The following is a 25,402-nucleotide window of genomic DNA, read 5'->3' as shown; positions in this document are numbered from 1 at the left end:
CGTATGTACCGCCTGAGTCATCGTCTGGCACACCTTTTCTTCCTCCTCTTGGCTCTCGGCTTGGGGACAAGCTTGGCGTATGGGCGCGAGACGATCGGCTGCGACACCATCCCCTCTGCCCCACCACTGCAGCCCGACACAACCATCCTCACACCCGCCAAGACAGACGCCCTGGCAGTACAGCAGGATAGCACTCGGCTGATACCGACCGAGGTCCCCACTGAGGAGGAGGAGGTGACGAAGGTGGAGCAGAAGACCTTCTCCCCCAGTCCCCGCGCCGCAGTCCTCTGGGCGATCATCCCCGGAGGCGGACAGGTCTACAATAGGAAGTACTGGAAGGTCCCGATCATCATCGGGGGCATGACCGCCCTCTACTACGCCATCTCGTGGAATAACAACAACCTCCTCGAGTACGCCAAGGCCTACAGCGACATCAAGAGCGACGACCCGATGACCAACGACTCGTGGATCGCCTTTGTCCCCGCCGGTGCCGACCCCAAAAGCTACCGGACTAACGGCTCCTTCCAAGAGACCCTCCGCCATGGACGCGACTTCTATCGGCGCAATCGCGACCTCTCCATCATCGTTGCCGTGGGCGTCTACGCCCTCTCGATCGTCGATGCCTACGTCGATGCGGAGCTGGCACACTTCGACATCTCCCCGGAACTGACACTTCGGGCGACCCCCTCCTACATCCCCTCGACCACTCTCCCCTCATCGGGAGGACCTGCCGTCCAGGTAGCTCTATCCTTTTGACCTTATATGAGACGCCCATTCCCACTCCTCCTACTCCTCCTGCTGACAGCACTCGCCCTACCTCAGGCCTATGGTCAGAGCAATGGTGAGGAGCCCGACCTAGGACGTCTGCCGGAGAGCTTCGATATGGCTCTCGACTCGCTCCTCAACTCTCGGTACAAGGAATACTACTCCCTCAGCAAGCCACACCGACAGGCGAGCAAGCGAGAGCTGGAGGGTAAGGACCAGCTCTACCGCGACCGGCTGGCACGGATGGAGAGCGCCATACCGCTCACCTACAATCCCGCTGTGCGGGAGGCGATCGACCTCTATGTCAATCGCCGGAGCAACCTTATGAGCCTGATGCTAAGTCGGGCCACCTACTACTTCCCTATCATCGAGGAGGAGCTCGACAGACAGGGGCTGCCCCTCGAGCTGAAGTACCTCGCCATCGTTGAGAGTGCACTCAATCCCACCGCCGTCTCCCGGATGGGAGCGACAGGCTTCTGGCAATTTATGCTCCGCACCGGCAAGATCTACGGTCTCACGATCAACTCGGTGATCGATGAGCGGATGGATCCCCGCAAGTCCACCCGCGCCATGTGCGAGTACTTCAAGGACATGTACGCCCTCTACGGCGACTGGATGCTCGCCATAGCGGCCTACAATTGTGGTCCCGGCAATATCAATAAGGCGATCCGCCGCTCAGGGGGGAAGAGAGACTTCTGGGAGATCTTTCCCTACCTCCCCCGCGAGACCCGCTCCTACGTCCCCTTCTTCATCGCTGCCTTCTACAGCATGGAGTACTACCGGGAGCACGACATACGACCCTCAGCGATCCACATACCGCTCGCCACAGACACAGTCCACCTCGCCCGTCGCTGCACCACGAGAGAGCTGGCGGAGATCACCAGCGTCTCCCTCGATACCATCGAGCTGCTCAATCCTATGTACAAGAAGGGGATCATCCCCGGCAACCAGCAATCGCAGGTGATCGTGCTGCCGGCGCAGGCAGCGATCGACTTTGACTCCAAGAGGGAGAAGTACTTCGCCACTCACCACGAGAGCGAGGCGAGGGAGGAGGACAGCACGTCCGACTCTGATGACATTGACGAGCAGCAGACTGCCGACAGTGAGCGAGAGGTGACCTACCGCGTCCGCCGAGGCGACTCTCTCGGCTCCATAGCCCGCCGCTTCCACGTCACCACAGCTCAGATCAAGCAGTGGAATGGATTGAGGTCAAATACGATCCACCCCGGGCAGCGGTTAGTGATCCGGACAGGCGACAAAGCCTCAGTCTCCGCAGCCAAGTCCGGCACGACGAGCAAGAAAAAGGGCAGCACCCAGCAGCATAATGCCCGCTACTACACCGTGAAGAGAGGCGACACCCTCTCCGGGATCGCCTCGAAGTACAAGGGCGTCACCGTCACCAAGATCAAGCGAGCCAATAACCTCCGCTCCAATAACATCCGTCCCGGGCAGCGCCTCCTGATCCCGTAAGTCCCCGTCTGCCATCTGAGAGGGCTATAGTACGAGGCCTCGTGGAGCAGGTCGTCACCTACGAGATACGCCCTATGGAGCATCCCGTGGCCCTCTTCCTCCACTTCAGATCTTATAAAAGAGGTCAAGCGGACCACTTAAGTCGGACACTTTGGGTATATTTGTGGTCGGTAAAGAAAGATTTTTAGTACTAATCCTATAGAATAATGAGAAGAATGGAAATTCAGAACGTACATGGTCGCGAGATCCTCGACTCTCGCGGCAACCCCACCGTAGAGGTAGAGGTAGAGCTGGAGTATGGCATCATCGGTCGCGCTTGCGTCCCCAGTGGTGCCTCCACGGGTGAGAACGAGGCTCTCGAGCTCCGCGATGGCGACAAGAAGCGCTACTGCGGCAAGGGCGTCCTCAAGGCTGTGGAGAATGTCAATACTAAGATCGCTCCCGAGCTGATCGGTATGGACGTCCTCGACCAGCGTGGCATTGACCAGAAGATGCTCGAGCTCGACGGCACCAAGACGAAGTCCAAGCTCGGAGCCAACGCCATCCTCGGCGTCTCCCTCGCCTGCGCCCGTGCTGCCGCCACCGCACTCGACCTGCCCCTCTATCGCTATATCGGCGGCACCAATACGTACGTCCTCCCGGTACCGATGATGAATATCATCAATGGTGGCGCTCACTCCGATGCGCCCATCGCCTTCCAGGAGTTTATGATCCGCCCCGTGGGTGCTGAGACCTTCCGTGAGGGTCTCCGTATGGGTGCTGAGGTCTTCCACGCTCTCGCCAAGCTACTCAAGAAGCGTGGCCTCTCCACCGCTGTCGGTGACGAGGGTGGCTTCGCCCCCAAGCTCGATGGCATCGAGGACGCCCTCGACTCCATCATCCAGGCTGTCAAGGACGCCGGCTACGAGCCCGGTAAGGACGTGCGCATCGCTATGGACTGCGCCGCATCTGAGTTTGCTGTACAGGAGGATGGCAAGTGGTACTACGACTACCGCCAGCTCAAGACCGGTATGCCCAAGGATCCCAATGGCAAGAAGCTGACCGCTGAGGAGCAGATCGACTACCTCGAGCAGCTCATCGCTAAGTACCCCATCGACTCCATCGAGGATGGTCTGGATGAGAACGACTGGGAGAATTGGGTGAAGCTCACCGACCGCATCGGTGACCGCTGCCAGCTCGTCGGCGACGACCTCTTCGTCACCAACGTCGACTACCTCAAGAAGGGCATCGAGATGGGCGCTGCCAACTCGATCCTCATCAAGGTCAATCAGATCGGTACCCTCACCGAGACCCTCGACGCCATCGAGATGGCTCACCGCGCCGGCTACACCAGCGTCACCAGCCACCGCTCCGGTGAGACTGAGGACACCACCATCGCCGACATCGCTGTGGCCACCAATAGCGGCCAGATCAAGACCGGCTCTCTCAGCCGCACCGACCGCATCGCCAAGTACAATCAGCTGCTCCGCATCGAGGAGGAGCTGGGTGACAAGGCTCAGTACGGCTACTGCCGCGTAAGCCGCAAGAAGTAATCTCTCCCTCGAGAGAGAGCCCACAGAGAGGGGGCGACAGGTCACTACTGACTTGTCGCCCCCTCTTTTTTCCCCAAAAAAAAGATCGTCAGGCACCAAAGGAAAGGCGCCCCGGGGGATCTAAGTCCGCCGGGGCGCCATAGGTTTGGATGAAGTGGAAGTGGATTACTTCAGGATCCCGAGGTCGTGGCCAATCTTATCGAAGGCAGCGATGCAGCGGTCGATCTGCTCGTGGGTGTGAGCAGCAGAGAGCTGTACGCGGATGCGTGCCTTGTCCTTCGGTACCACCGGATAGCTGAAGCCAGTGACGAAGATGCCCTCCTCCTGCATGCGGGCAGCAAACTCAGCAGCCTTGGCAGCGTCGTAGATCATCACAGCGACGATGGCGCTCTGTGTGGGGAGCAGGTCGAAGCCGAGCTTCTTGATCTTCTCCTGGAAGTAGGCGACATTGTCCATCAGACGGTCGTGGAGCTCCGTTGACTCCTCGAGGATGCGGAAGGTCTCGATGCCGGCACCGACGAGAGATGGGGGGAGAGAGTTGGAGAAGAGGTAGGGACGTGAGGTCTGGCGGAGGAGCTCGATGATCTCCTTCTTACCGGTGGTGAAGCCACCGACAGCACCACCAAAGGCCTTGCCGAGGGTACCGGTGATGATCTCCACCTTACCACGCACGCCATACTGCTCGGTGACACCGCGACCGGTCTTGCCGACGACACCGGCAGAGTGGCTCTCGTCGACCATCACCATAGCGTCATACTTCTCAGCCAGCTCGCAGATCTTATCGAGCGGAGCGACGTTGCCGTCCATAGAGAAGACACCATCCGTGGCGATGACGCGGAAGCGCTGAGCCTGAGCCTCCTTGAGCTTCGCCTCCAGGTCGGCCATATCGCCATTGAGGTAGCGGTAGCGCTGTGCCTTGCAGAGACGGACACCATCGATGATGGAGGCGTGATTGAGCTGATCGGAGATGATCGCATCCTCCTCGGTGAGGAGGGAGCCGAAGAGACCGCCATTGGCATCAAAGCAGGCAGCGTAGAGGATCGTGTCCTCGGTGCCGAAGTAGCGAGAGATAGCCTTCTCCAGCTCCAGGTGTACATCCTGCGTACCGCAGATGAAGCGGACAGAGGACATACCGAAGCCACGGCGGGCCATCATCTTCTCTGCGGCATCGATCAGGCGCTGATCGTCAGCGAGACCGAGGTAGTTATTGGCGCAGAAGTTGAGTGCATGGATCTCCTTGCCATTCTGATCCACGGTGATGGCAGAGCTCTGCTTGCTGGTGATGAGGCGCTCACGCTTGTAAGTGCCGGCATCCTTGATCGCCTGGAGAGTCTCCTCGAGGTGCTTCTTATACTTGTCGTACATAGATTGTGATTGTGTATAGAGATGATTAAAAGTGTCTTCTACTGAGGATTCGCTTTTTGAGTACCCCAAAGATACCATTTTTTACTCGTCTTGACTGCCTCTCAAGAGCCGGTGTGAGAGTATGGAGAAAAGGGATCATCCGCCCATCCCTAATGCGCCTGCCCCATGACGAAAAACAGGCGCTTGTCTAATACCGATATTAGGTGATTCTAATACCGATATTAGGAAAGTCTAATACCGATATTAGAGTTACCTAATATCGGTATTAGACTTTTCCCTTAGGACTGGGCTCCGACCTTTCATCCTCTGAGCAAAAGAAAAGGGTCCCCACAGCCGGTGCGACTGTGGGGACCCTTTTGATTCTCTATTAGGGAAAGGCGATGGCCTTACTTCATCTTGCCGGTGACGATGGCGACGGTATCGCGTGCGATGACCAGCTCCTCGTTGGTCGGCACGACGATCACCTTGACCTTACTGTCGGGGGCAGAGATGACGGTCTCGGTACCGTGGACCTTGGCATTGAGCTCCTTGTCGAGCTTGATGCCACAAAACTCCATATCGGAGCAGACGGTCTCACGGGTGATGGCCTGATTCTCTCCCACACCGCCGGTGAAGATGATCGCATCGGCACCACCGAGCTCAGCGAGGTAGGCTCCGACGTACTTCTTGATCCGCTGATCGTACATAGAGAGGGCGAGGATGCAGTCCTTGTCGCCTGCAGCCACACCAGCCTCGATGTCGCGCATGTCGCTGGACTTGCCGGTGACGCCGAGGACGCCAGACTCCTTATTGAGCAGGTGGTCCATCTGATCGGGAGTGAGTCCCTCCTTCTTCATGATATAGAGGACTGCAGCCGGGTCGATGTCGCCTGAGCGGGTACCCATCATCAGTCCCTCCAGCGGGGTGAGCCCCATCGTGGTATCGATGCACTTGCCATCCTTGACAGCGCAGATAGAGCCTCCGTTGCCGATGTGGCAGGAGATGAGGCGATTGTGATCGGGGTCAAGCCCGAGGATCTCGCAGGTGCGGTGGCTGACATAGCGGTGGCTGGTGCCGTGGAAGCCGTAGCGACGGATCTGATACTCGTCGTAGAAGCGGCGAGGGATGGCGTACATGTAGGACTTCGCCGGCATCGTCTGATGGAAGGAGGTGTCGAAGACTACCACCTGGGGAGCCTTGGGCAGGACCTGTGAGACAGCGTCGATACCCTTGAGGTTGGCGGGGTTGTGCAGTGGCCCGAGGGGGATGCACCTCTTGATCCCCTCAATCACCTCGGGGGTAACGAGACAGCTCTTCGTGAAGACGGAGCCACCGTGCAGGACGCGGTGACCGACAGCGCCGATCTCATCAAGGCTGGAGATGCAGTGGTACTGCGGGTCGGTGAGCTGCTTGAGGATCAGCTCCACCGCCTGGGTGTGATCGCGGAAGTACTGCTCGATGGTATTGGACTTGCCGTCCGGGGTCTTGACCTTGAGGAACGACTCCTTGTCGCCGATGCGCTCAGCATTCCCCTTGATCATCACCTGCTCCGACTCGGTGTCGATGAGCTGAAACTTGGCAGACGAGCTGCCGCAATTGAGGACTAAAACCTTCATATCCTGATATTACTTCTGAGACTTACGATGAGCAGCCTGGAGGGCGGTGACAGCAGCGAGGTAGTAGATGTCCATGGGGGAGCAGCCGCGGGAGAGGTCGTTGACAGCACCGTCAAGACCCTGCAGGATCGGGCCGATGGCGGTGGCACCACCGATACGCTGTGCGATCTTGTAGGCGATGTTGCCCACCTGGAGGTCGGGGAAGACGAGGACATTGGCGTGACCGGCCACCTCGCTACCGGGAGCCTTGAGCTCAGCGACAGTGGGATCGAGGGCGGCATCGATCTGGAGCTCGCCATCGATCTTCAGCTCGGGAGCGATCTCGCGGGTGTACTCCATAGCCTCGACCATGAGGTCGACCTTCTCATCCTTGGCACTGCCCTTGGTGGAGAAGGAGGTGAAGGCGATCTTGGGATCCATACCGAGGACAGACTGTGCGGTCTCGGCGGAGGAGATGGCGATCTGAGCGAGCTGCTCCTTATTCGGTGAGATCATGACGCCGCAGTCGGCAAAGACGAAGAGGCCGTCGGAGCCGTACTTGGGCGTGATCTGGTCATTCATTTGGATGATGAAGCTACCGCTCACAGCCTTGACTCCGGGAGCGGTGCGGAGGATCTGCAGGGCGGGGCGGATGGTGTCGCCGGTGGAGTGGATCGCACCGGATACCTCTCCGTCGGCGTCGCCACTCTTGATCATAAGGCAGCCGAGGAAGAGCGGGTCCTCAGCCTTGGCGAGTGCCTGCTCGGGCGTCATGCCCTTATGCTTGCGGAGATCGTAGAGGAGGTCTGCGTACTCCTGCTTCTTGGGGTTGCTCTTGGGACAAACGATCTGAGCCTCATGGATGTGCTCCAGCCCGAGCTCCTCGGACTTCCTCCGGATCACTTCCGGGTCGCCGATCAGGATAGGCGTGAGGATCTTGTCCCGAAGGAGCATATCGACGCCCTTAAGCGTCCGCTCCTCCTCGCCCTCTGGGAAGACGATCGACATGACATTTTTCTTTGCCTTCTCGGCAATAGACTCCAGTAGTTTCATAGGATATGATGAACGTATTGATTGTAATGATTTTTTCTCTCTCGCTGGGCAAAAGTAACCATTTTTTACCACTTTGGGGTGGGTCGGAGGAGAGCGACAAATCGGGTGTCGGGGAGGATCGGGGTGAGCAGCGTGGGGGCGTACGTGTGGAGTGACCCGGTGAGGTAGAGGGGGAGGTCGGTAAGACCCTGCGGGGAGGTGATCTCGTAGAGGAGGGTCAGTCCGGTCGGCTCGGCATACCGCCGCGACAACTCGAGGGCGACGTGCCCCATCGTCCGCCGGAGATTGATCTCCACAGAGGGGGCGAGCCGTAGGTGGTCGCCATCCCTCCATACCACAGTGTCGATACCGAAGGGACCGGTGTAGCCGTGGAAGTCGTAGCCTCGCAGTCGCTCCAGCAGGTGTGCCACATACTCCTCGTGCGTGGGCGTGGTAGGCTGACGGCGGAGTTGCTCCAGCACCACCGCTTGAGGAGCAACGAGACTGGCGCCATAGCGACCCTGACCGGTGGTGAAGAGATGGACACCCACGTACTCGATCCCGCCATCGGGGTGGCGGACAAACTCGTACCCTCGGTCTGCCACCCGATCGAGCCACGGCTCCAGGTAGAGCTCCTGATGCCTCCGGAGCACCTCCCGAAGCTCCGGTATGGACTTAGGGAAGAAGACCCCACGACCGGAGCTGCTGAAGTCGAGCTTGGCGACCCAGCGTCCCTCCTTGGGCACTTCGCTCTCCTCCGAGATGCGTCGAGGTGGCATCATAGGACCGAAGAGCGACGGCTCGTACAGTTTTTTCCACAACTCCTGTGACCGCTCCCGACTCGCGAGCCGGCGCATCACTTCCGGTTCATACCCGATCCCCGGCACTTCCGGTGCCGCCCCCCACGGCACGATCCGGTCGCCCGTCTCCGCCCGGCTGACCATTTGCTCCGTCCGCAGCTCCGTAGGGAGGTCCTGCGGCACCAGCACCCCCTCACCCTCCGCAGCGTAGTAGATCGGCAGGGTGGCGAGGTCATGCCGCAGCTGCCGGACCGGCTTCGTCGGCGTGTAGTGAGCCTGCCGCCGCTTTGCGGAGAGCTCGTACCCGGGATTGAAGTAGTGGAGGATCATAAAAGATATGGTAAGAGCACCCGCACCTCGCATAAAGACGAGCGAGGTGCGGATGCTCTCAACTACTCCTTAGTCTACGTATTGAAAAGCAGTCCCCAAACCGGACAAATATTATCAATGAAAAGATAGGAGAAGATCACAATCCAGAGATAGATCTCCCTTCGACGCGCAGATACATAAGGAGGATTTTGGTATGTGTCTTTCTTTTTCTCTAGCTCGATCAAGTTAGAGATGTACAGGACAAGTCCCAAAAGACCAATAACCAGAGGAAATAAAGGTCGCCAATTCATAAAACACTTATAACAATAAGGTTACTCTATCATTCAATTAGCAAAGTCATATACCGGTATACCCGCCAAACACAGGGAAAATCCTGTCACGCCCATCTGCGGTATCTGTAAAGGTGATGCCCGTCCCTCACAAGCTCTTGGTCAGGTGTCAGTGCGTCCAGCGACGGAGCTTTCACCCCCTCACCGAGCGTCACATCCGGCACCTGCTCCACGTAGATCTCATCCCAAAGGTCCGCCTCCAGGAACGCCCTCAGCGTCTCTGCCCCACCCTCGACGAGCAGCGAGGTGACACTCTCCATCAGGAGGTAGGACATACTCTCCGGCGAGACGCTGCGGAGGAGCTCCCAGCCGGGATCCAGGTCAACCTCCTGCGAGGAGAGGAGAAAGCGCTTCGGCGAGTAGGGCGAGAGCGGCCAGTAGCGATTGGTGAGCGACGGCCGGTCCAGCTCAAGGGTCCTCCTCCCGACCACAATCCCACTACAGCAGCTCCGGAGCCGATGAACCAGCATACGCGTATGAGGGGTGGAGAAGGCGACCGGGCGCTCCTCCGGGCTTTGCCGCAGCCGATCGAGGAAGTGATCGGCCGACTCCGCCCACTTCAGTATAATATATGGCCTTCCCTGCTCCTGATTGGTGAGGAAAACTCTCGCCACCTGCCGGCACTGCTCCTCGAGGCAGCCGGTGGAGACCTCAATACCGGACTGGCGCAGGAGACTGATCCCCCGTCCGGAGACAAGAGGATTGGGATCGAGGCAACCGACGACCACCCGCCGGATGCCTCTTGAGATCAGCATACGGGCGCAGGAGGGGGTTCGTCCCTGATGAGAGCAGGGCTCGAGAGTGACGTAGAGTGTGCTGTCGGGGATCTTCGACTCGTCCTCGGGGGCGACAGAGCCGAGACAATTCACCTCCGCATGCCCCTCTCCACACCGCTGATGATACCCCTCACCGATGACCCTATCCTGCCAGACCAGCACCGCACCGACCCGGGGATTGGGGCAGACAGCCTGCAGCTCTGCACGGCGAGCGAGATCGATGGCTCGCCACATATATCTCTCGTCACTCATCATTTCATTAGGGAAAATGCTTGTATATTTGCTACAGATGGATATCCAGTCGCATAGTCGCCATATCGCAGACCGCCTCGCGAGCTACTACACCGACCGACGCGAGGCGATCGGTCTCTCCCGTCGTCTCCTCGAGGAGGTGACGGGGAGGGGCTACCCTGAGATGATCCTCTCCGACTACAAACTTACGAAAAAGGAGATCGAGACCCTCACGGACTACACCGATCGGCTCATAGAGCACGAGCCGCTGCAGTACATTCTCGGTCGTGCCGACTTCGGGGAGCTGACCCTGGCGACCGCCCCCGGAGTACTGATCCCACGGCCCGAGACAGCCACCCTCTGCGACCTCATCGACCGACGAGGCTGGCTCGTAGGTAATGAGCGGGTGGCAGACCTCGGCACCGGCACCGGTGCCATCGCCCTTCTCCTTGCCCACCGCCACCCTGGGATCCGTGTCACCGCCATAGACGTCAGCCCGGATGCCGTCCGACTGGCACAGCAAAATGCGGAGACCACCGGGCTCTCGGACCGGGTGACGATCCTCCGGGCCGACCTGCTCATCAACACCTTTGCCCTTCCCCACCCTGTGAATCTCGTGGTGAGCAACCCACCTTACATCCTCGAGCGGGAGCGTCAGGAGATGGCACCACACGTAACGGAGCGGGAGCCGGCGGAGGCACTCTTCGTCCCGGACGATGAGCCGGCACTCTTCTACGAAGCGATCCTCACTCGCTGCCCCGCCCCTCGGTACGCTCTGGAGATCAATCCTCTTGCCGCCGTGCGCCTTGAGGAGCTTTTCCACAGAAGGGAGTACGAGGTCACCTTTGGCTACGGCTACAGGAGGGAGAGGCGATTCTTATTTGCAGAGAAGGGATGATCGACGAGAAGGAGCGGAAGCGACTGCTGACCAAGGCGGGTTCCTACTGCGCCAAGGCGGAGCGGTCGGCGAAGGAGGTGACCGACAAGCTCTACAAATGGTCTCTCGAGCCCATCTCCGCAGAGGAGGTGGAGCAGATACTGGAGTGGCTGAGGTCACAGCACTTCATCGATGAGGAGCGGTATGTGAGGCACTTCGTGGCGGATAAGACGGAGCTCCTCGGCAAGGGACCCTTTATGCTAAGGCGAGAGCTTCGGGGCAAGGGGGTCTCCGATGAGGCGATCGAGCGTGAGCTGGCGACGATCCCTGACGCCAAGTGGATCGAGCTCCTCGAGCGCTACCTAGCGCCTAAGCTCGAGCGATACCGCAAGAAGTCTAAGTCCGCCTACGACCTCCGCGGACGGCTGATGACCGCAGCCTATGGTCGAGGCTACCCCTCCGAGATCACCGAAGAGGTGCTGCGGGAGATGGACCTCACGGTGGAGGGCGAGGATGAGGAGCGATGGTACGAGTAGCAGAGTGGCTCAGCGTGGCGGCGAGAGAGCTGGGTAGCACGCTCTTCCCTCACTACTGTCTCGTCTGTGGCGAGCGGCTATCCGCTGACCGACTGATGATCTGCCCCGCCTGTCTCGACCTCCTGCCCCGCTACCCGGGATCCGAGACGCTCTACGATGCGGAGAAGCGGATCGAGGGACACGCCCCCTTCACCGAGTATCGGAGCGACCTCGGCTTTACGCACCACAATCCCGTGCGAGACCTTATCCATACGATCAAGTACGAGGGTCATCCCGAGCTGGGAGAGCGACTGGGGCGACTCTTCGCCCCGGAGCACCTCAGGGCGGGACACTTTGCTGACATAGGAGTGGCGGTACCGGTTCCCCTCACACCAAGTCGCCTCCGCCAGCGTGGCTACAACCAGTCGGCTTACATCGCCCGCGGACTGACGGATGTCCTCGGCATCCGCCTTGATGAGACGCTCCTCGCCAGACGCGACAGCACCGGCACCCAGACCCACAGAGGGCGAGAGGCGCGGTGGGCATCGATGCGAGAGACTTTTTACGTCCCCGATCCCGACAAGGTCTCTCGCCGAAGGATCCTGATCATCGATGACGTGCTGACGACCGGTGCAACGCTCTCCGCCTGCGCGCTGGCGCTGATGGAGGCGGGCGCCGAGAGTGTCTCCTACTACACTCTCGCTTGTGGCGAAAGGACGATATGACGGACGAGCAGAAACTACCTGAGCTGGTGGAGGACTTCCGGCAGTACCTCACACTGGGACGAAACCTGAGCTCCAATACGATCCGGAGCTATACCTTTGACCTCAAGCACCTCTACGAGTACGCCGCTGACCGGCGACTGGAGGTGCTGCAGCTCACCTACCCCGACCTGGAGCACTTCCTTGCCTACCTCGCCGACCTGGGGCTTGACGCCCGGAGCATGGCACGGGTGGTGAGCGGGGTGAGAGCCTTCTACCGGTACCTCTTTGCAGAGGAGATCATCCCCGCCAATCCTACCGACCTGCTGGAGGTACCGCGGATCGGACGGCGCCTTCCGGAGGTGCTGACGGTGGAGGAGATCGACCGGCTGATCGACAGCATCGACCTGAGTACGGCTCACGGCGTACGCAATGCCGCTATGCTGGAGCTACTCTACAGCTGCGGGCTGCGGGTCAGCGAGTGCTGCGAGCTAAAGTACGAGCACATCTTCCTCGAGCACAAGTACCTCCGAGTGATGGGGAAGGGGAGCAAGGAGCGGCTCATACCGATGTCCGACACGGCGGTGGCGCGGATCGAGGACTACATCCCGATCCGGCAGGAGATCCGGGAGAAGCCCGGCTGCCGGGACTACCTCTTCCTGAGCCGTCTCGGGCGACCGCTCTCGCGGCAGATGGTATTTATGGTGATCAAGGAGCTGGCTAAGGAGGCCGGCATCCGGAAGCCCATCTCCCCGCACACCCTACGCCACTCCTTTGCCACCCACCTGCTGGAGGGCGGCGCCTCCCTCTCCGCCATCCGGGATATGCTCGGGCATGCCGACATCGCCACGACGGAGATCTACACCCACGTCGAGCTGACCGGACTCCGCGACGAGATCCTCACCCACCATCCCCGCAATAAGTAGCCAAGTCCGGATCCGGATTATTGCTGTCCGATAAAGCGTGATCCTCATCCGTACCCCCCTACTCACGGCCACACCGGCAGTCAAGTCTGAAAGGGGAAGAGGAGCTGTACATCTATAGGACAGTACAGCTCCTCTCCATAGACCGGTCAACGCAGGTTACTCTGCCGGACCGGACAGATAATAATGTGTGATGTGACTACCGCTTATAGCGCCCCTCTCGGAGATCCTGAAGAGTGGGATTGTACCCACACTTGGTGACCGTCCAGCCATTATCTGGGATCACGCCACTCTCCACTGCAGTCCTGACCCCTGTGTAGTCGGTTAACTGACTAAAGCCGGAAATCGTGATTTTCCCAACGTGCGTGAGGGAGGAGAGGTCGGGGAGAGTAGTCATAGCATAATTGGGAAACGAATTGTACCCCAGTGCCAAAGTCTGGACCTCAGAGAGCACTGGGAGGAGAATCTCCTTAAGTCCGCCCGACCAGAGCGTGAGGGACTCTGCCTTCCTCAGCTTCGGTAGACTGACAGACACCATCGCATCACCACCAATGACAGAGAGCTTACCCACCTCCTCAAGTGAGGGCGCGGAAAAGGGACCATAGTTATTGGAAGCGAGGGAGATCTCGCCTGTGACTACCCTAAGTGAGGCAGGGAGGCTGATTGCACTGGTGAGCTGGAAGGGATTGTCAAAGATAATCTTCTTGCATCGCTCCAGCCCCTTGATGACCGGAATGGAGGTCTTACCGGACTGGGCGTAGGTGAGCTGCTCGATCTCGCTCGGGAGGAGGATGGTGCACTCATCTGTGCAACCAACGACTTTCACATTTTTCACTCCCTTAAGTGGTGAGAGATCAAGGGTGAGCCCCTTGCCCTCGTCTACGGGCATTAAGACCACCTCTGTCACACGACTAAGCTTAGGGAGTGACTCTTTACTGAAGAAGGGGAGAGAGATGCTACTCCTGACCTCCTCCAGTGCAGGCAGACTATAGGATCGGAGTGTGGCTGACAGCACCAAGTTCCCTACGACCCGCAGCGAGGGAAGAGAGAGCTCCTCCATAGCAACGAAACTCATCAGACTCAAACGATCTGTCACCTCTGTCAGCTTAGGTAAGGTGATGGATCGGATCAGCTCGTTGTGGCGGGACGGAGAGGAGGAGTAGGAGGCGTACAGTAAGCTTCCCGCCCGGGTGAGTTCCGGTAGCTCAAGGGAGGTGAGACCGGGCAGTCCCCCAAGACTCAGCTCACCTCCGACAGTAGTAAGAGAGGAGAAATCAACCTGAGTCACCTTTTGGAAACCCTCTATAGCGAGGTCACCCTCGCAAGTCTTTAGCTTGGGGAGACTGAGGGAGGTGATGGGTCCCGGCTCCTCCTGACCATAGGCCGGCTCGTCCTCAAGGTAGAGGCTACCCACCCTCTCGAGGCTAGACAGGTCCAGGATCGCCGAGCGACATGTGCTGAGACTCAGCATCTCCGCCTCAACCAGCGATCCAAGCTTGATAGCACTCACAGAGTCGGCCTCAAGTAGCAGAGCCCCCAGGCTGTGTAGCTCCGGCAGGTCAATGATGCGCAGACTATCTGAGCGGATCTTACCACCATAGCCGGTAGACTTAATGTCCCCACCGACATACTTAAGCGAGGGAAGTCTGACAGCCCTCACCCGGTTGATACGATCTGTCTCAAAGACTATGTCCGTGACACGCTCCAAAGAGCTGAGCTCAAAGAGCTCCCCAACATAGCTGTCTCTGATGATGACGCTTCCTCTCACCTCGCGGAGACCTGCAAGAGGGGCAAGGCTTGTGACCTGTGAATTCTCCTCTGACGGACTATTCTTCTTGACCTTCTCACCGATGATCAGACTGCCATTGAGGATCTCTACTCCACGTGCGGCGAAGGCCTCCACCTCAGCATCAGACTTCAGGAGGACATCCTCGGTAGCCTCCTTAAAGAGAAGTGTGGGACGATAGGTGTAGGCTCGCTTTGCCCCGGAGTAAGAGGTGATCTCAAACTTTGTCTCCAGAGACCAGTCCTTTACTGTCTCCGGTCTGGGAGCAATGGTAGCATGCTCGCTGATGTGGTAGACCGGATTGAGACCGGACTGAAGCGAGCTCGGCGGGAGATCGATGCGGATCTCTTCACCTGAAATACGGGCTGTGTAGATCTCGCCATCAGCAGACTGAAGCGAGAAGTCCAATAGGTAGTCGTCACTTCCCGAGAATGGAGTGTCTCTCTCACATGCAGTGAGAAGGAGCAGCGATACAATCAGGGAGGCACAGAGACTTAGTGTATATCGTGCATTCATCTTATTCTTGTCTATATATGTGTATAGTGAGACGCATCATTACCTATTAGTGAACCGACCCGCCTTGAGATCATCAAGGGAGGGATTGTATCCACACTTGGATATAGAGAGGGAGGTGAGGGATCCGCTCTCTACCGCCCTCTTAAGGAAGCTGTAGTCTCTAAAGGCGCGGTACTTACTGATATGCACCCTCTGTACCTCCTTGAGGCTTGAAAGAGAGCTGAGATCCTCCATAGCGTCATTATGGACAGTGTAATAGATGCAGTCAAGCTTGAGCTCATCGACCCTCCGGAGCTTGGGCATATCCAAAGTCTTAAGGGTGACACTATTGGCTCCCACACCATCCGCCTCTGTCAGGAGGGGACAGGAGAGAGTGTGGACATCCGTCACGGGATGGAGGTCCTCCTGCTGGTAAAACTGAGTGATATAACTCAGGTATATATTGGCCCTCTTCCGGGTTTTGTCACCCTCAAGAGCATGGACGGTCGTGAGTGCCGGGAAGGAGACCTTCTCTACCATCGCAACACTGACCTCAAGCTTCCGAGATATCGTCTCAATGCCGGGGAAGGAGAGTTCCTTAGTACTCTTTTTCGTCCAGTAATTATTGTAAGAGAATTCCCCCACATGCTTGAGTCCCGTGACTGCAGTAAATGCATCTGTCCCGGCATCCTCAACACTGCTAACGTAAGAGAAGCCCTTGAGGCGCACCACGTCCATCGACTCGGGGAGAGCTAAGGAGGTAAGGTGAGGGGCATCGGTGATCACGAGCTCCGTAATCCCCGTATGGGAGAGATCAATCCCCTCGTGTCCCTGATAAGTATCTATCACAATACTCTTGACGGCCGTAAGAGCCTCAAGCGTCAATCCCAGATTGAAGAGATTGGAGACTTTCATAACACTCAGCTTCCCTCCGACCTTAGTCAAGGGTATATCTGACAGGCTCTTAAGACCAGCCTGGGAGATCAAGAAGTCCCCTGTCACCTCACTCAGCTTTGGGAGGGAGAGACGGACAAGCTGTGGCACATTGGACAGCTCCACATTCTCCGCCGTGACGAGAAGGGGTAGCGAGAGATCTGTCATCTTGGGCGAGGATATAGAGACAGAGCCCACCTCCTCAAGGGAGGGGAATGATACATTCTGTAGCGACTCAGAGGCCTTGATGGAAAGGGTCCCGGAGACACGCCCAAGACGACGCACCTTGAGATCAGAGAGCATGGGCGCTGTGGAGATAGTCAGATCCTTACTTACCGACTTAAGTACCGGCAGATTGACGAAGCTGAGGATAGGACAATTCATGACGATGAGGCTCCCGCTAGTGGAGAGACCGGGTAGTAGCAGCGAGCGCATCGACTTACTCTGCAACTTAAGTGTACCCTCGACTTGCTGCAGAAGAGGGAAGTGTACCTCCTCAAGGACGTCACTCTCAAGAGATATGTCCCGGTGTACCACCCGCAAGGATCTCAGCTCAGCTTTCTTGAGCTCCTTGGCACTCCGTATGACGAGACTGCCGACCTCAGAGACATTTCGGAGCCCCGTGAGGTCTGTCCCCTTGAATGTAGGATTGATGACAATGCCTTGCTCCACCTTGGTCAGCGCTGTGAGCGGCGTAATGTCTGAGATGGAGTCCCGCCCTGTAGCAGCTCCAATGATCAGATTTCCTCTCACCACACCGGTGTGAGTTGCCCCAAAGACCCTCACCTCTGCATCGGTAGTGAGACGTACATCATACTGGGACGTGGGATGATCGGTGATCACTCTCAGGATATAGGAGCGTCCCTTGCCGGAGGCCGAGGTAACCCTGAAGACTTGATCCTCCCTCCAGTCGCGGACCCTCTCCGGAGCGGGGAAAATGGTCGCGTTCTCACTCAGTAGATACCTCGGCTTAGCGTCTGTGAGATCCACTCCGACCGGGATGGTGATCACCAGCTTGCTCTCACCCTCAGTGTAAGCCGGATACTCCTCCCCCCCCAGAGTGAGGGCAAAGCTGAGTATGCGATTGTCTCCCTCAAAGTCCGGCATATCCTCTTTGCAACCGGACATGAGGAGCATAATGATTGTAAAAAGGAGGATCCCGCCACTTGTGATGAATCTATTTCTCATATCTCTTACTTGCTTGATGGTACTTGGATGTCAATGAACTTGAAGCACTCGGTGGATACTTCCCCAAGCCATCCGGACTTGGTATTCAGTCCCGTGACGACCTTGACGAAGTCGATATACTCCAGATGTATGGGCTTCCCGTTGGAGTCCATGGCATCCTTGATCCTGAAGTGATTGGCATTAGGTGCTGCGCCGTAATTGATATCATCGGTCAGTCGATCTATCGGGCTGAAGTTGTCCACATACCCCCACTCGTACTCAGGATTGATCCAGTAGGTGCCCTGACCGGACTGGTCAAAGTTGGCACTCTTAAGACGAGTCCCTCTGAGGACATATCTATTCGGCTTGACCCATATTGGATAGTAGGAGTCTTGCTGGTGGAAGTTGAGCCAGTCTATCTCTCCAGTGTTGCCCATATTGTCTGCCCAGAGGACATTTGATCGGGCCGTTGCAGGACGGAAGTAAGTCACCTCATAGTCCTGTATAGTCCCCTCCTTACCGGTCTCACTACCTCTGAGTTCATACCAGTTGTCATCCGGGAGACCATTTCCATTCTCATCCTGCATAACCCACACAATGCCCGGCTCAGAGCTACCCTTGAAGGAATTGCCCATTACAGCGAAGTCGTACCCCTTGAAAGCGCCGGTATTGGGGATACTGTGGTCAAATCCAATGACGAGATATCCTCCAAACCCACCCAGTGAGACATAGACATCCTGTGACAGTCGCTCCTCAGCATACTTGATAGCATCATCCATGGTGTGAGCACTGTATCCCTCGTTGACAAACTGTCCCGGAGCGGCGAGGAACTCGTAGACCTTGCCCCCGTACTTACTACTCTTCGCAGGATTAAAGCTTCGGAAATGTGCATCGGGCTCTCCCACCTGCACCGGTATGATCGACTCTCCCGCTCTCTCTTTCTTCGCTCCGCTTGGATCTGTCTTGTAGGCGCAGACCTTCACCTGCAGGGTCCCCACCCGGGTGGGCGTATAGACGAGTATCGGCCCGGTCTGACCCTCAATCACCTGTCCGTCCACGGACCACTCATAGGAGATGTTTTTCGTGGTGCTGATCCGGGGCTCTATACGGAGCGGACGACCTACCGTGCCGGAGTGCTGCGGATAGGGGAAGCTTATCTCTAGTGGTATGGAGGGGACCACCACCACCTTGACCAAGTAGTCGTCCTCACCATCATCATTCTGAGTAAAGAGGTGGACGAAGTGTACGCCCTCCTTGTCTGGTCGGAGCTCAAAGACCGGCTCGCTGGAAACCGCCTTCCCATCAAGCTCCCAGGTATACTTGATATTCTCCGTATTGGCTATCTCGGGGGTGAGCGTCAGAAGCTCCCCTATCTCAGCCAAGATGTCATTGCCCTCCTTCATCCCGATGATGGGTAGCTCGAGGTCAATAACCTTTACAACGATCTCCTGCCATGCTGTTCCGTCTGCTGTCGAGACGCTATACTTAATGGTGTAGTCTCCGGTGATGGGGAAGGAATACTCGAGGTTCTTCTCTGTCGAGATGACCCTACCGTCCAGCTTCCAGGAGTAGATCGCATTAATGTTGTCATTAGACACCTCAGGTGTGATCAGCAGCTTGCGATCAGGCTTGATGGTGTACGTCTTCTCCATAGTGATCGTAGGTGGCATCTTTGACTCGATGTCCCTGCACCCAGAGAGGCCGCCTATTAAGAGTAGGAGCATAGTAAGCAGCAGATTGGCTTGAAGAGTGTGTTTCATGGGCATGAATGAGTTATTTGTGATACAGGAAGGCAAAGTGCCCGGGAATATCCCCGGTGTCGGTCTTCCACTTGAGGTATCCGTCCTTGCCGTAGCAACGCAAGTCTCCAGGCGTTACGTAGTCAAGGGCGTCTGTGATGTATATATCTTTATTGATAGGATTGACCGCTATACCATAAGGTATGCGTATGTCCTCCTCCGTGTGATCCTTGATGAAGTTGGTGGAGGTGAGCTCGTGGGTGCGTATGTCAAATGTCCCATAGGTGATGGTATTTTGCTGGGTATTATAGCTCCAGTCAACGGCATAGAAGTAGGCCTTTTCTGTCTCGTAGTCGATGTAGAGATTGGTGACCGCCTTGCTAAGAGTATCGATGACCTGGTCGGTCTTAAGGTCGATGAAGAAAAGCCTCGATGGATGATCATAATAGTCTCCTCTGCTGGTGACGATTAGCTCCTGTGGTCCATTACTATCCTCAGACAACTTCCCCTTACGCAGTCGGTGGAGGTTAATGTCCACATCAATCTTCCTCTCTTGAGTAAAGGTATTGAGATCAATGACGGAGATCGTATGGTCGTAATTGGGGAACATATAGCCACCGGAGTTGGCTACATACAGCTTCTGCCTATTCTCCTTACGGTCGTACCAGATCACCATCTCCTCCGGCTGATAGCCTACATTGCAGGTCCGGGTGACCTCCAGCGTAGCAGTGTCGATCTCTGCGACATAGCCGACACGGGCGTTTTGGTCAAATTTCACCGGTGCCACATATGACGAGGCGTAGGCCTTACCATTAGCTTCATTGAATATGATGTACCTCACGTTGGGGATCTTGATCATCCCGATATGCCTGGCTGTGCGTGCATCCATCACTTCGATGAAATTGGAGACATTGATCACGGCGTACAGCTTACTACCGAAGATCCCAATGTCATTGCCGACGTCACCCAGCTCCTTGACCATATGAGGATTAGCTTCCGCATAGACATTCCGATGGTACACCCCGGTGCTCAGATCACAGTAGTCGAGAGTCGCCTTGTTACTCCCCATATTACCCTCGTTTAGGAGATAAAAACCTCTCAGATCCTTGTAGTCCTCGTGAGGGATATTGAGCTCATTGGAGACGACGGGCAAGATCTCATACTCCCCTCGGCAGCCTACGAGAGTCAGGCTGCAGATAAGTAGTAGTGCGATAGTATGTGTAAGTCTCCGGATCATGGCAGTATTTCTTAGAGGATCAGCGCAATAGTAAGCTTATAATTACGTCCCGGCATCGGGTAATTCAGCACCACATCATAGTGCTGATCAAAGATGTTATTGATATCCACGGAGGTCCTGATAAGCCCCTTCCCGCCAAAGCCGGTGAAGGCCTTCCGGAAGGAGAGATCGCTTGTGTACCATGGGAGCATACGACTATTCACATCGTTGTACTTAGCATTGTATCGTATGCCGGTATAGATGAAGCTGTAATTCACGCCCCAACTCTTGTAGTCCATCATCGTCGTGAAGGAGCCACTGTGCCTGGGAATGTAGATGATCTGGTGTCGATAGTTCTTGTCCTCACTCGAGGTGACATCAATGGCACTCTGGTACGTGTAGCCGGCTCGGCAAGATACGGCGAAGTCCGGTAGGAGCATTGTCCCGAGAGAGGCATTGAGCTCCAGACCGGTGACCTCCACCTGTCCGAGATTGAGCATCATCCAGCGAAACATATTCCCTGCCGGGACGGCGATGATCTTATCAGTGACGTGATTTAGGTACGCCTCTGCCTTGAGATCGACTTTCCGCAGCCACCCCTCGGAGCGCTCCAGATCGTAGTGTACCCCGAGACTGAGCTGTCTGGTGTACTCCGGCCTAAGGGCAGCATTGCCTATAAATGTGTAGTACAGGTCATTGAAGGTCGGCATCCTGAAGATGCGCTTGTAGAAAGCATCGATGGTGAGATCGTGCTCCTCCCACGGCTTGTAGGAGAGAAAGACGGAGGGAGTGAAAATGTCCTTCGGTGGGGCAGCTGCATTTCTCTTTACCGTCTCCCGGACAATCGTCTCAAGACCGCTGAGCTGGAGTATCAGCAAGGATCCCCAGCGGAGCTGTGTCGCCAAGGCGATGAGGGCGGTGTGTCGTGTAGGCTCGGAGAAGTTGACTAGATTGGCCTTCATCATATTATACTGGTAGTCCGTCGAGAGACTGATATGCCACCAGGGGCGTATACGGAGTAAGTTGGCCGCTGATAGGTACACCTCATGCTGCAGGTACTCGTTGTCCACATAGGTGGGGCTGGTCCACTCATCATCGACATATCGGGTGTAGTCATTGGCATACTTGACATTAAGCTTCAGGGCATAGAGATCGGAGAAGTCCATACTGTATTTACTCTGGACGAAAGCGTTCTCATCAGTGAGCCGCTGCCCGTGCTTAAAGACATTTCTGATGATGGGACCGGGCAGACCTCTGTGAGACTGGTAGTAGTATCCGTGTATGTCCCATGCTCCATTCTCGAGGGTCTTGTAGAGAGATGCCTCTACACGATAAGCTGTGATATCGCTATTCTCTCGGTATGCAGTAGTGTCGTATGCCGTCACTCCGTCTTGAAACAGTCGTCGGTACTTGAAGGGGTAATTGCCGCGAGATCGGATAACCTCGGCGTTGGCACCTATGGCATAGTGCCGAGGCAGTTTACGCTCCCAGAGGATGGAGGATGATAGGTAGCCGAATGAGCCACCCCTCGCTGTAAGTCGGAGATTACTCTCCTTGCCATCAATGAAGCTCGGATTACGTGTCTTGATGTATACAGAGCCGGCACTGCCAAAGTCCTTAGCCGGCTGGAAGATCATACTCCTCTGACCATTGTAGAGGGAAATGGATGCGATGTTGTCCATTGAAAATTTCCCGAGGTCGACTTGTCCGTTTTGGGCGTTTCCCACCTCTATCCCGTCATAGAATATCCCGACATGCTGGGAGCCCATACCTCTGATATTGATCGTCTTGAGTCCGCCAATACCTCCATAGTCCTTGATCTGTACACCCGAGAAGAAGCGCACCGCATCCGCTATAGAGAATGTACTCATCCGCTGCAGTGAGGGTCCCTCAAGCACCTGTCCCCGGATCACCTCTTGTCTCCGGATAGTCTCCTGCACGACCACTTCGGGGAGGCGAAAGAGCGTATCCGAGAGACTGCTCTGTGCCGAGAGACGGCAGGAGCAGGTGACAGCGTACAGTAGGAAAAGCAGGGCACCTATAGACCTTCTCTTTATCACCACTCTGACTCTCTTCGCTCTACTTGTGCCTGCACTCCTAACCAAAGGAATGCAGGCTATTGATCTATCGGTTACTTATTGATCCACTCATTCGTGAACCGGTAGTAGAAGTCCACGCCCGCCGGGCTAGCGCCCTCTCTCGAGCCGTAGAAGAACTCCCCTACAGGAGCAGGCTGGTCACCGACAGTGTAATTGAATACCGTACTTGTGGTATAGTCCTTGGAGGTCCCTATCCACAGCTTCCCGGTATACTTATCGACACCCATATATCCGTAATTGACATAAGGGGTGATGATGTACTGACTGTCAAAGGTGTCGGCCTCATAATTGTACCGAGCGGCCGTATAGGAATTGAAGTCTGAGGTACCCCTGAAGTAGAGGTAAGGATCAGTGAAGGATGCACAGGCACCTATGTTGGGTGACCATGTGGCAATGGGGAGTGTGATCTGTGCCGGAGCCTCTGCTTGATCGATGATATTCCCCTCCTTATCCAGCTCCACGATCAGCGGGTTAGAAGTGAATTGAGCTCCCCACTGCATATTTCCGGTAAAGGTGCCGGCAAAGAATGCAAATAGGTTCCCATTGGCACCCTTGACCACGTCCTTACACTGCCGTCCCTCCATCTTCACCGTCTTGATGACCTTTGATGTCGTGGGGTCCAAGATGCTTACACCGTGACCATGAGCGAAGTAGATCTTCCCCTTGGAGAGGATCATTCTGGCCTTGATGGCATTCTCTTTTGTCCAGAGACCATAGGTTCCCTCAATGTCTTCGGAGATCTTTGTCACCTTATCGTCTGCCAGGGTGATCTCTCGCATACCGCCCGTTCGCTCATAGTCAGACGAGCCATACTGGATGAAGATCTGAGTGGGACTGGTGACGATCAGGTGCTGAGGCCATGCATGGGCACCATTGGCCTTAGGATCGGTGATCGGGATGTCAAGGGCATCCTTGCTGAGCATCTTCATCGTCTTGAGATCACAGATGACGAGCCTTCCCTCTCCGCCAAGATCCTTACGCGTACCATTCTGAGTGATGAGATAGACCTTGTCCTTGTAGATGAACATATCCTGCACCACATTGCCAATCGTCTTGCCGGGATTAGCGTTGCGGAAGATGTGCCGGTACTCTCTCCCTTCCCCATCGTAGTACATCAGCATCCCATTGGAGTCGGTCATATTGCCCTCCACGACGACGAAGACACCCCTCGGGTCGGTAAAGTCGGCTACTCTCACATCTGTGGAGGCTCGATAGAGCTTCCCGTCTGCATCCACTCCCTCCACGACGATGATCCCACCAGAGCAGTAGGAGCCCGATGCCGGAGGAGTTACCTCTATGGCGAGGGGGAAATTCTGACCGATGCGGACTGTCCAGCCGTCAGGCTGCTTGGCGATCGTCAGGTCTTGGATGCCCTCAGCATCCAGCTTGATGGATCGTGTCTTCTCTCCGTACTCAAAGGAGTGGTACGGAGCTCCCTTAGGCTCATTGATATGAAGATGAGTGGCTCCGGCTATCGGCAGGGTGAAGGACTCTCCTCCGGCGAGCGTGAAGACAACCACGCCCTTTCTCTTGTCAACCCTGACATCCTTGAAGAAGGAGTCTCCCTGAGCTTTGACCTCTTTCCCATCAGGGTCTTTCAGTCTCTCTCCGTCAACAGTCCAGAAGCCATCACTATCAATGGCAATCGAGGGAGAGTGTCCCGGGGCACCGGGCTCTCCCTTCTCTCCCGGGGCACCGGGCTCTCCCTTCTCCCCGGGGGCACCGGGCTCTCCCTTCTCCCCGGGGGCACCGGGCTCACCCTTCTCTCCCGGGGCACCGGGCTCACCCTTCTCCCCGGTGGCACCGGGAGCTCCATCATTGCCTGTGACGGGGATCTTATTGCCCTCCTTATCTGTGAGGAAGACCTGAGTCCCATCAGGCTGGATAAGTACCCAGTAGAAGCGGTCTCCCTCCTTGGCGATATTGACCTCAGCCGGTTTCCCATTCCGGATCTCTATCGGCTGTGCATTGCCACTCAGAGTGATTCTCCATCCCTCATTATCGGGAAGAGGTGTCACACCCGTGATCACATTCCCTTTGGAGAGGGCGTCTACTACAGTCTGTGCAGATGTGATCTGATCTCTCAGCTGCTTGAGCTCTGTTTTGATCTTGTCGACCTCCTTCCAGAGACCGCTGTCGTCATAGGAGCAACCCAAGGCTATCACGAGGACAGCCAACAGCGACAAGACTCGACCTGTGTTTTTTGTCATACTCTACTCAGTAAGATGATATAAAAGTTAAATAAACTCCTCCTGTGTGGGGTGAGGATGTGGTCGGTGAGCGATTGAGTACAATCAGCACCCTCTACGTCAAAGCGGGAAAAACACACCGATGATGGAGCTCCTCATTCCCCGAAGCTCACATCTCATATACTCGTGGCAGGTCTTCCGGCTTGCTTCCTCCCCCTCACATCCTTCCCATTACCATAGTGGCAACAGTGGATCTAATAGAGTGTGCGGGGAGCTTCATAGTGAAGCTTACGGCAGTGGGTCTGCTCAGGTTTTGCACCTGATTCCCTTTTCATCGTCTTACCCTTAGACATAAGGCAGACGACACCAGAGTATGTGCTCGCAATATTACTATTTTTTTCATTCCCCACAAATGAGATCCCAGAATAACAACCCATTGATGGCTCATCGTAGGTATAAGAGTACCATCTGATGTATTTAGAGATCCCCTCACCTCACTATTCCTCAGATGGGCGAATCTGCACGTGTGGCTAATGAAATGAGAGTAGGTGAGGTAGC

At 56.3% G+C, this 25,402-nt stretch carries 18 protein-coding genes and 1 riboswitch; of the genes, 7 read left to right on the top strand and 11 right to left on the bottom strand.

The window, feature by feature from the left end; all coding sequences use genetic code 11:
• Positions 1-3 precede the first annotated feature (3 nt).
• The 3 genes from QZR17_RS04320 to eno all read left to right on the top strand — a co-directional run bounded on the left by QZR17_RS04320 (position 4) and on the right by eno (position 3,767).
• Positions 4-756: a DUF5683 domain-containing protein gene (locus QZR17_RS04320; RefSeq protein WP_297128079.1), complete on the top strand. Its 753-nt coding sequence runs from the start codon at positions 4-6 to the stop codon at positions 754-756.
• Positions 757-762: 6 nt separating this feature from the next.
• Positions 763-2,235, top strand: a complete 1,473-nt coding sequence (locus tag QZR17_RS04315; protein ID WP_297128076.1) for a lytic transglycosylase domain-containing protein — start codon at positions 763-765, stop codon at positions 2,233-2,235.
• A gap of 215 nt (positions 2,236-2,450) precedes the next feature.
• The gene (gene eno / locus QZR17_RS04310) at positions 2,451-3,767 is read left to right on the top strand and encodes a phosphopyruvate hydratase (protein WP_296162391.1); all 1,317 of its coding nucleotides are present in this window, start codon (positions 2,451-2,453) and stop codon (positions 3,765-3,767) included.
• 165 nt (positions 3,768-3,932) lie between these two features.
• Here eno and kbl read toward each other — a convergent pair whose 3' ends face one another.
• From kbl to ribD, 5 genes are all read right to left on the bottom strand, one after another.
• Complete coding sequence (kbl, locus tag QZR17_RS04305) at positions 3,933-5,132, bottom strand: glycine C-acetyltransferase (protein ID WP_070464715.1); 1,200 nt, start codon at positions 5,130-5,132, stop codon at positions 3,933-3,935.
• A gap of 386 nt (positions 5,133-5,518) precedes the next feature.
• Positions 5,519-6,727 (bottom strand): acetate kinase, encoded by a 1,209-nt coding sequence (locus tag QZR17_RS04300; protein WP_297128071.1) that lies wholly within the window; start codon positions 6,725-6,727, stop codon positions 5,519-5,521.
• 9 nt (positions 6,728-6,736) lie between these two features.
• Entirely contained in the window at positions 6,737-7,759 is a 1,023-nt protein-coding gene (gene pta / locus QZR17_RS04295; RefSeq protein WP_070466721.1) for a phosphate acetyltransferase, read from the bottom strand.
• Positions 7,760-7,824: 65 nt separating this feature from the next.
• Complete coding sequence (locus QZR17_RS04290) at positions 7,825-8,868, bottom strand: hypothetical protein (protein ID WP_297128068.1); 1,044 nt, start codon at positions 8,866-8,868, stop codon at positions 7,825-7,827.
• A 376-nt stretch (positions 8,869-9,244) separates the two neighbouring features.
• Positions 9,245-10,225, bottom strand: coding sequence for a bifunctional diaminohydroxyphosphoribosylaminopyrimidine deaminase/5-amino-6-(5-phosphoribosylamino)uracil reductase RibD (gene ribD / locus QZR17_RS04285; protein WP_297128065.1), 981 nt, complete (start codon positions 10,223-10,225; stop codon positions 9,245-9,247).
• Between the two features lie 37 nt (positions 10,226-10,262).
• On the opposite strand from ribD, the gene QZR17_RS04280 reads away from it, so the two are divergent.
• From QZR17_RS04280 to xerD, 4 genes are read left to right on the top strand one after another with little or no spacing between them, the layout of a single operon-like run.
• Positions 10,263-11,102 carry a HemK family protein methyltransferase gene (locus tag QZR17_RS04280; RefSeq protein ID WP_297128062.1) on the top strand — a complete coding sequence of 280 codons (840 nt, stop codon included), beginning with the start codon at positions 10,263-10,265 and terminating at the stop codon, positions 11,100-11,102.
• Positions 11,099-11,617, top strand: a complete 519-nt coding sequence (locus tag QZR17_RS04275; protein WP_297128060.1) for a RecX family transcriptional regulator — start codon at positions 11,099-11,101, stop codon at positions 11,615-11,617. Before QZR17_RS04280 ends, QZR17_RS04275 begins: the two co-directional genes overlap by 4 nt.
• On the top strand, positions 11,605-12,321 hold the full coding sequence (locus tag QZR17_RS04270; RefSeq protein ID WP_297128057.1) for a phosphoribosyltransferase family protein: 717 nt from the start codon (positions 11,605-11,607) through the stop codon (positions 12,319-12,321). Before QZR17_RS04275 ends, QZR17_RS04270 begins: the two co-directional genes overlap by 13 nt.
• Entirely contained in the window at positions 12,318-13,223 is a 906-nt protein-coding gene (xerD, locus tag QZR17_RS04265) for a site-specific tyrosine recombinase XerD (RefSeq protein WP_297128054.1), read from the top strand. Before QZR17_RS04270 ends, xerD begins: the two co-directional genes overlap by 4 nt.
• 196 nt (positions 13,224-13,419) lie before the next feature.
• Here xerD and QZR17_RS04260 read toward each other — a convergent pair whose 3' ends face one another.
• The 6 genes from QZR17_RS04260 to QZR17_RS04235 all read right to left on the bottom strand — a co-directional run bounded on the left by QZR17_RS04260 (position 13,420) and on the right by QZR17_RS04235 (position 24,865).
• The gene (locus QZR17_RS04260; RefSeq protein ID WP_297128051.1) at positions 13,420-15,522 is read right to left on the bottom strand and encodes a hypothetical protein; all 2,103 of its coding nucleotides are present in this window, start codon (positions 15,520-15,522) and stop codon (positions 13,420-13,422) included.
• Between the two features lie 39 nt (positions 15,523-15,561).
• The gene (locus QZR17_RS04255; RefSeq protein WP_297128048.1) at positions 15,562-17,622 is read right to left on the bottom strand and encodes a hypothetical protein; all 2,061 of its coding nucleotides are present in this window, start codon (positions 17,620-17,622) and stop codon (positions 15,562-15,564) included.
• Positions 17,623-17,627: 5 nt separating this feature from the next.
• Positions 17,628-19,271 (bottom strand): PKD-like domain-containing protein, encoded by a 1,644-nt coding sequence (locus QZR17_RS04250; protein ID WP_297128141.1) that lies wholly within the window; start codon positions 19,269-19,271, stop codon positions 17,628-17,630.
• A gap of 103 nt (positions 19,272-19,374) precedes the next feature.
• The gene (locus QZR17_RS04245; protein WP_297128045.1) at positions 19,375-20,577 is read right to left on the bottom strand and encodes a DUF5074 domain-containing protein; all 1,203 of its coding nucleotides are present in this window, start codon (positions 20,575-20,577) and stop codon (positions 19,375-19,377) included.
• An 11-nt stretch (positions 20,578-20,588) separates the two neighbouring features.
• The gene (locus tag QZR17_RS04240; RefSeq protein WP_297128042.1) at positions 20,589-22,616 is read right to left on the bottom strand and encodes an outer membrane beta-barrel protein; all 2,028 of its coding nucleotides are present in this window, start codon (positions 22,614-22,616) and stop codon (positions 20,589-20,591) included.
• Between the two features lie 71 nt (positions 22,617-22,687).
• Complete coding sequence (locus QZR17_RS04235; protein WP_297128040.1) at positions 22,688-24,865, bottom strand: DUF5074 domain-containing protein; 2,178 nt, start codon at positions 24,863-24,865, stop codon at positions 22,688-22,690.
• 149 nt (positions 24,866-25,014) lie between these two features.
• Positions 25,015-25,230: riboswitch (cobalamin riboswitch) on the bottom strand.
• Between the last annotated feature and the right edge of the window lie 172 nt (positions 25,231-25,402).

Origin of the sequence: uncultured Porphyromonas sp. (genome assembly GCF_900541275.1) — a bacterium.
Lineage (GTDB): Bacteria > Bacteroidota > Bacteroidia > Bacteroidales > Porphyromonadaceae > Porphyromonas_A.
The sequence above is the reverse complement of the archived record's forward strand: the minus strand, read 5'-3'. Positions and strand labels throughout refer to the sequence as shown.

Bases quoted from the DNA above. Each gene is read 5' to 3' on its own strand.
- QZR17_RS04320 (WP_297128079.1), top strand. From the start codon at position 4: ATGTACCGCCTGAGTCATCGTCTGGCACACCTTTTCTTCCTCCTCTTG.
- QZR17_RS04315 (WP_297128076.1), top strand. From the start codon at position 763: ATGAGACGCCCATTCCCACTCCTCCTACTCCTCCTGCTGACAGCACTC.
- eno (WP_296162391.1), top strand. From the start codon at position 2,451: ATGGAAATTCAGAACGTACATGGTCGCGAGATCCTCGACTCTCGCGGC.
- kbl (WP_070464715.1), bottom strand. From the start codon at position 5,132: ATGTACGACAAGTATAAGAAGCACCTCGAGGAGACTCTCCAGGCGATC.
- QZR17_RS04300 (WP_297128071.1), bottom strand. From the start codon at position 6,727: ATGAAGGTTTTAGTCCTCAATTGCGGCAGCTCGTCTGCCAAGTTTCAG.
- pta (WP_070466721.1), bottom strand. From the start codon at position 7,759: ATGAAACTACTGGAGTCTATTGCCGAGAAGGCAAAGAAAAATGTCATG.
- QZR17_RS04290 (WP_297128068.1), bottom strand. From the start codon at position 8,868: ATGATCCTCCACTACTTCAATCCCGGGTACGAGCTCTCCGCAAAGCGG.
- ribD (WP_297128065.1), bottom strand. From the start codon at position 10,225: ATGAGTGACGAGAGATATATGTGGCGAGCCATCGATCTCGCTCGCCGT.
- QZR17_RS04280 (WP_297128062.1), top strand. From the start codon at position 10,263: ATGGATATCCAGTCGCATAGTCGCCATATCGCAGACCGCCTCGCGAGC.
- QZR17_RS04275 (WP_297128060.1), top strand. From the start codon at position 11,099: ATGATCGACGAGAAGGAGCGGAAGCGACTGCTGACCAAGGCGGGTTCC.
- QZR17_RS04270 (WP_297128057.1), top strand. From the start codon at position 11,605: ATGGTACGAGTAGCAGAGTGGCTCAGCGTGGCGGCGAGAGAGCTGGGT.
- xerD (WP_297128054.1), top strand. From the start codon at position 12,318: ATGACGGACGAGCAGAAACTACCTGAGCTGGTGGAGGACTTCCGGCAG.
- QZR17_RS04260 (WP_297128051.1), bottom strand. From the start codon at position 15,522: ATGAATGCACGATATACACTAAGTCTCTGTGCCTCCCTGATTGTATCG.
- QZR17_RS04255 (WP_297128048.1), bottom strand. From the start codon at position 17,622: ATGAGAAATAGATTCATCACAAGTGGCGGGATCCTCCTTTTTACAATC.
- QZR17_RS04250 (WP_297128141.1), bottom strand. From the start codon at position 19,271: ATGCCACCTACGATCACTATGGAGAAGACGTACACCATCAAGCCTGAT.
- QZR17_RS04245 (WP_297128045.1), bottom strand. From the start codon at position 20,577: ATGATCCGGAGACTTACACATACTATCGCACTACTACTTATCTGCAGC.
- QZR17_RS04235 (WP_297128040.1), bottom strand. From the start codon at position 24,865: ATGACAAAAAACACAGGTCGAGTCTTGTCGCTGTTGGCTGTCCTCGTG.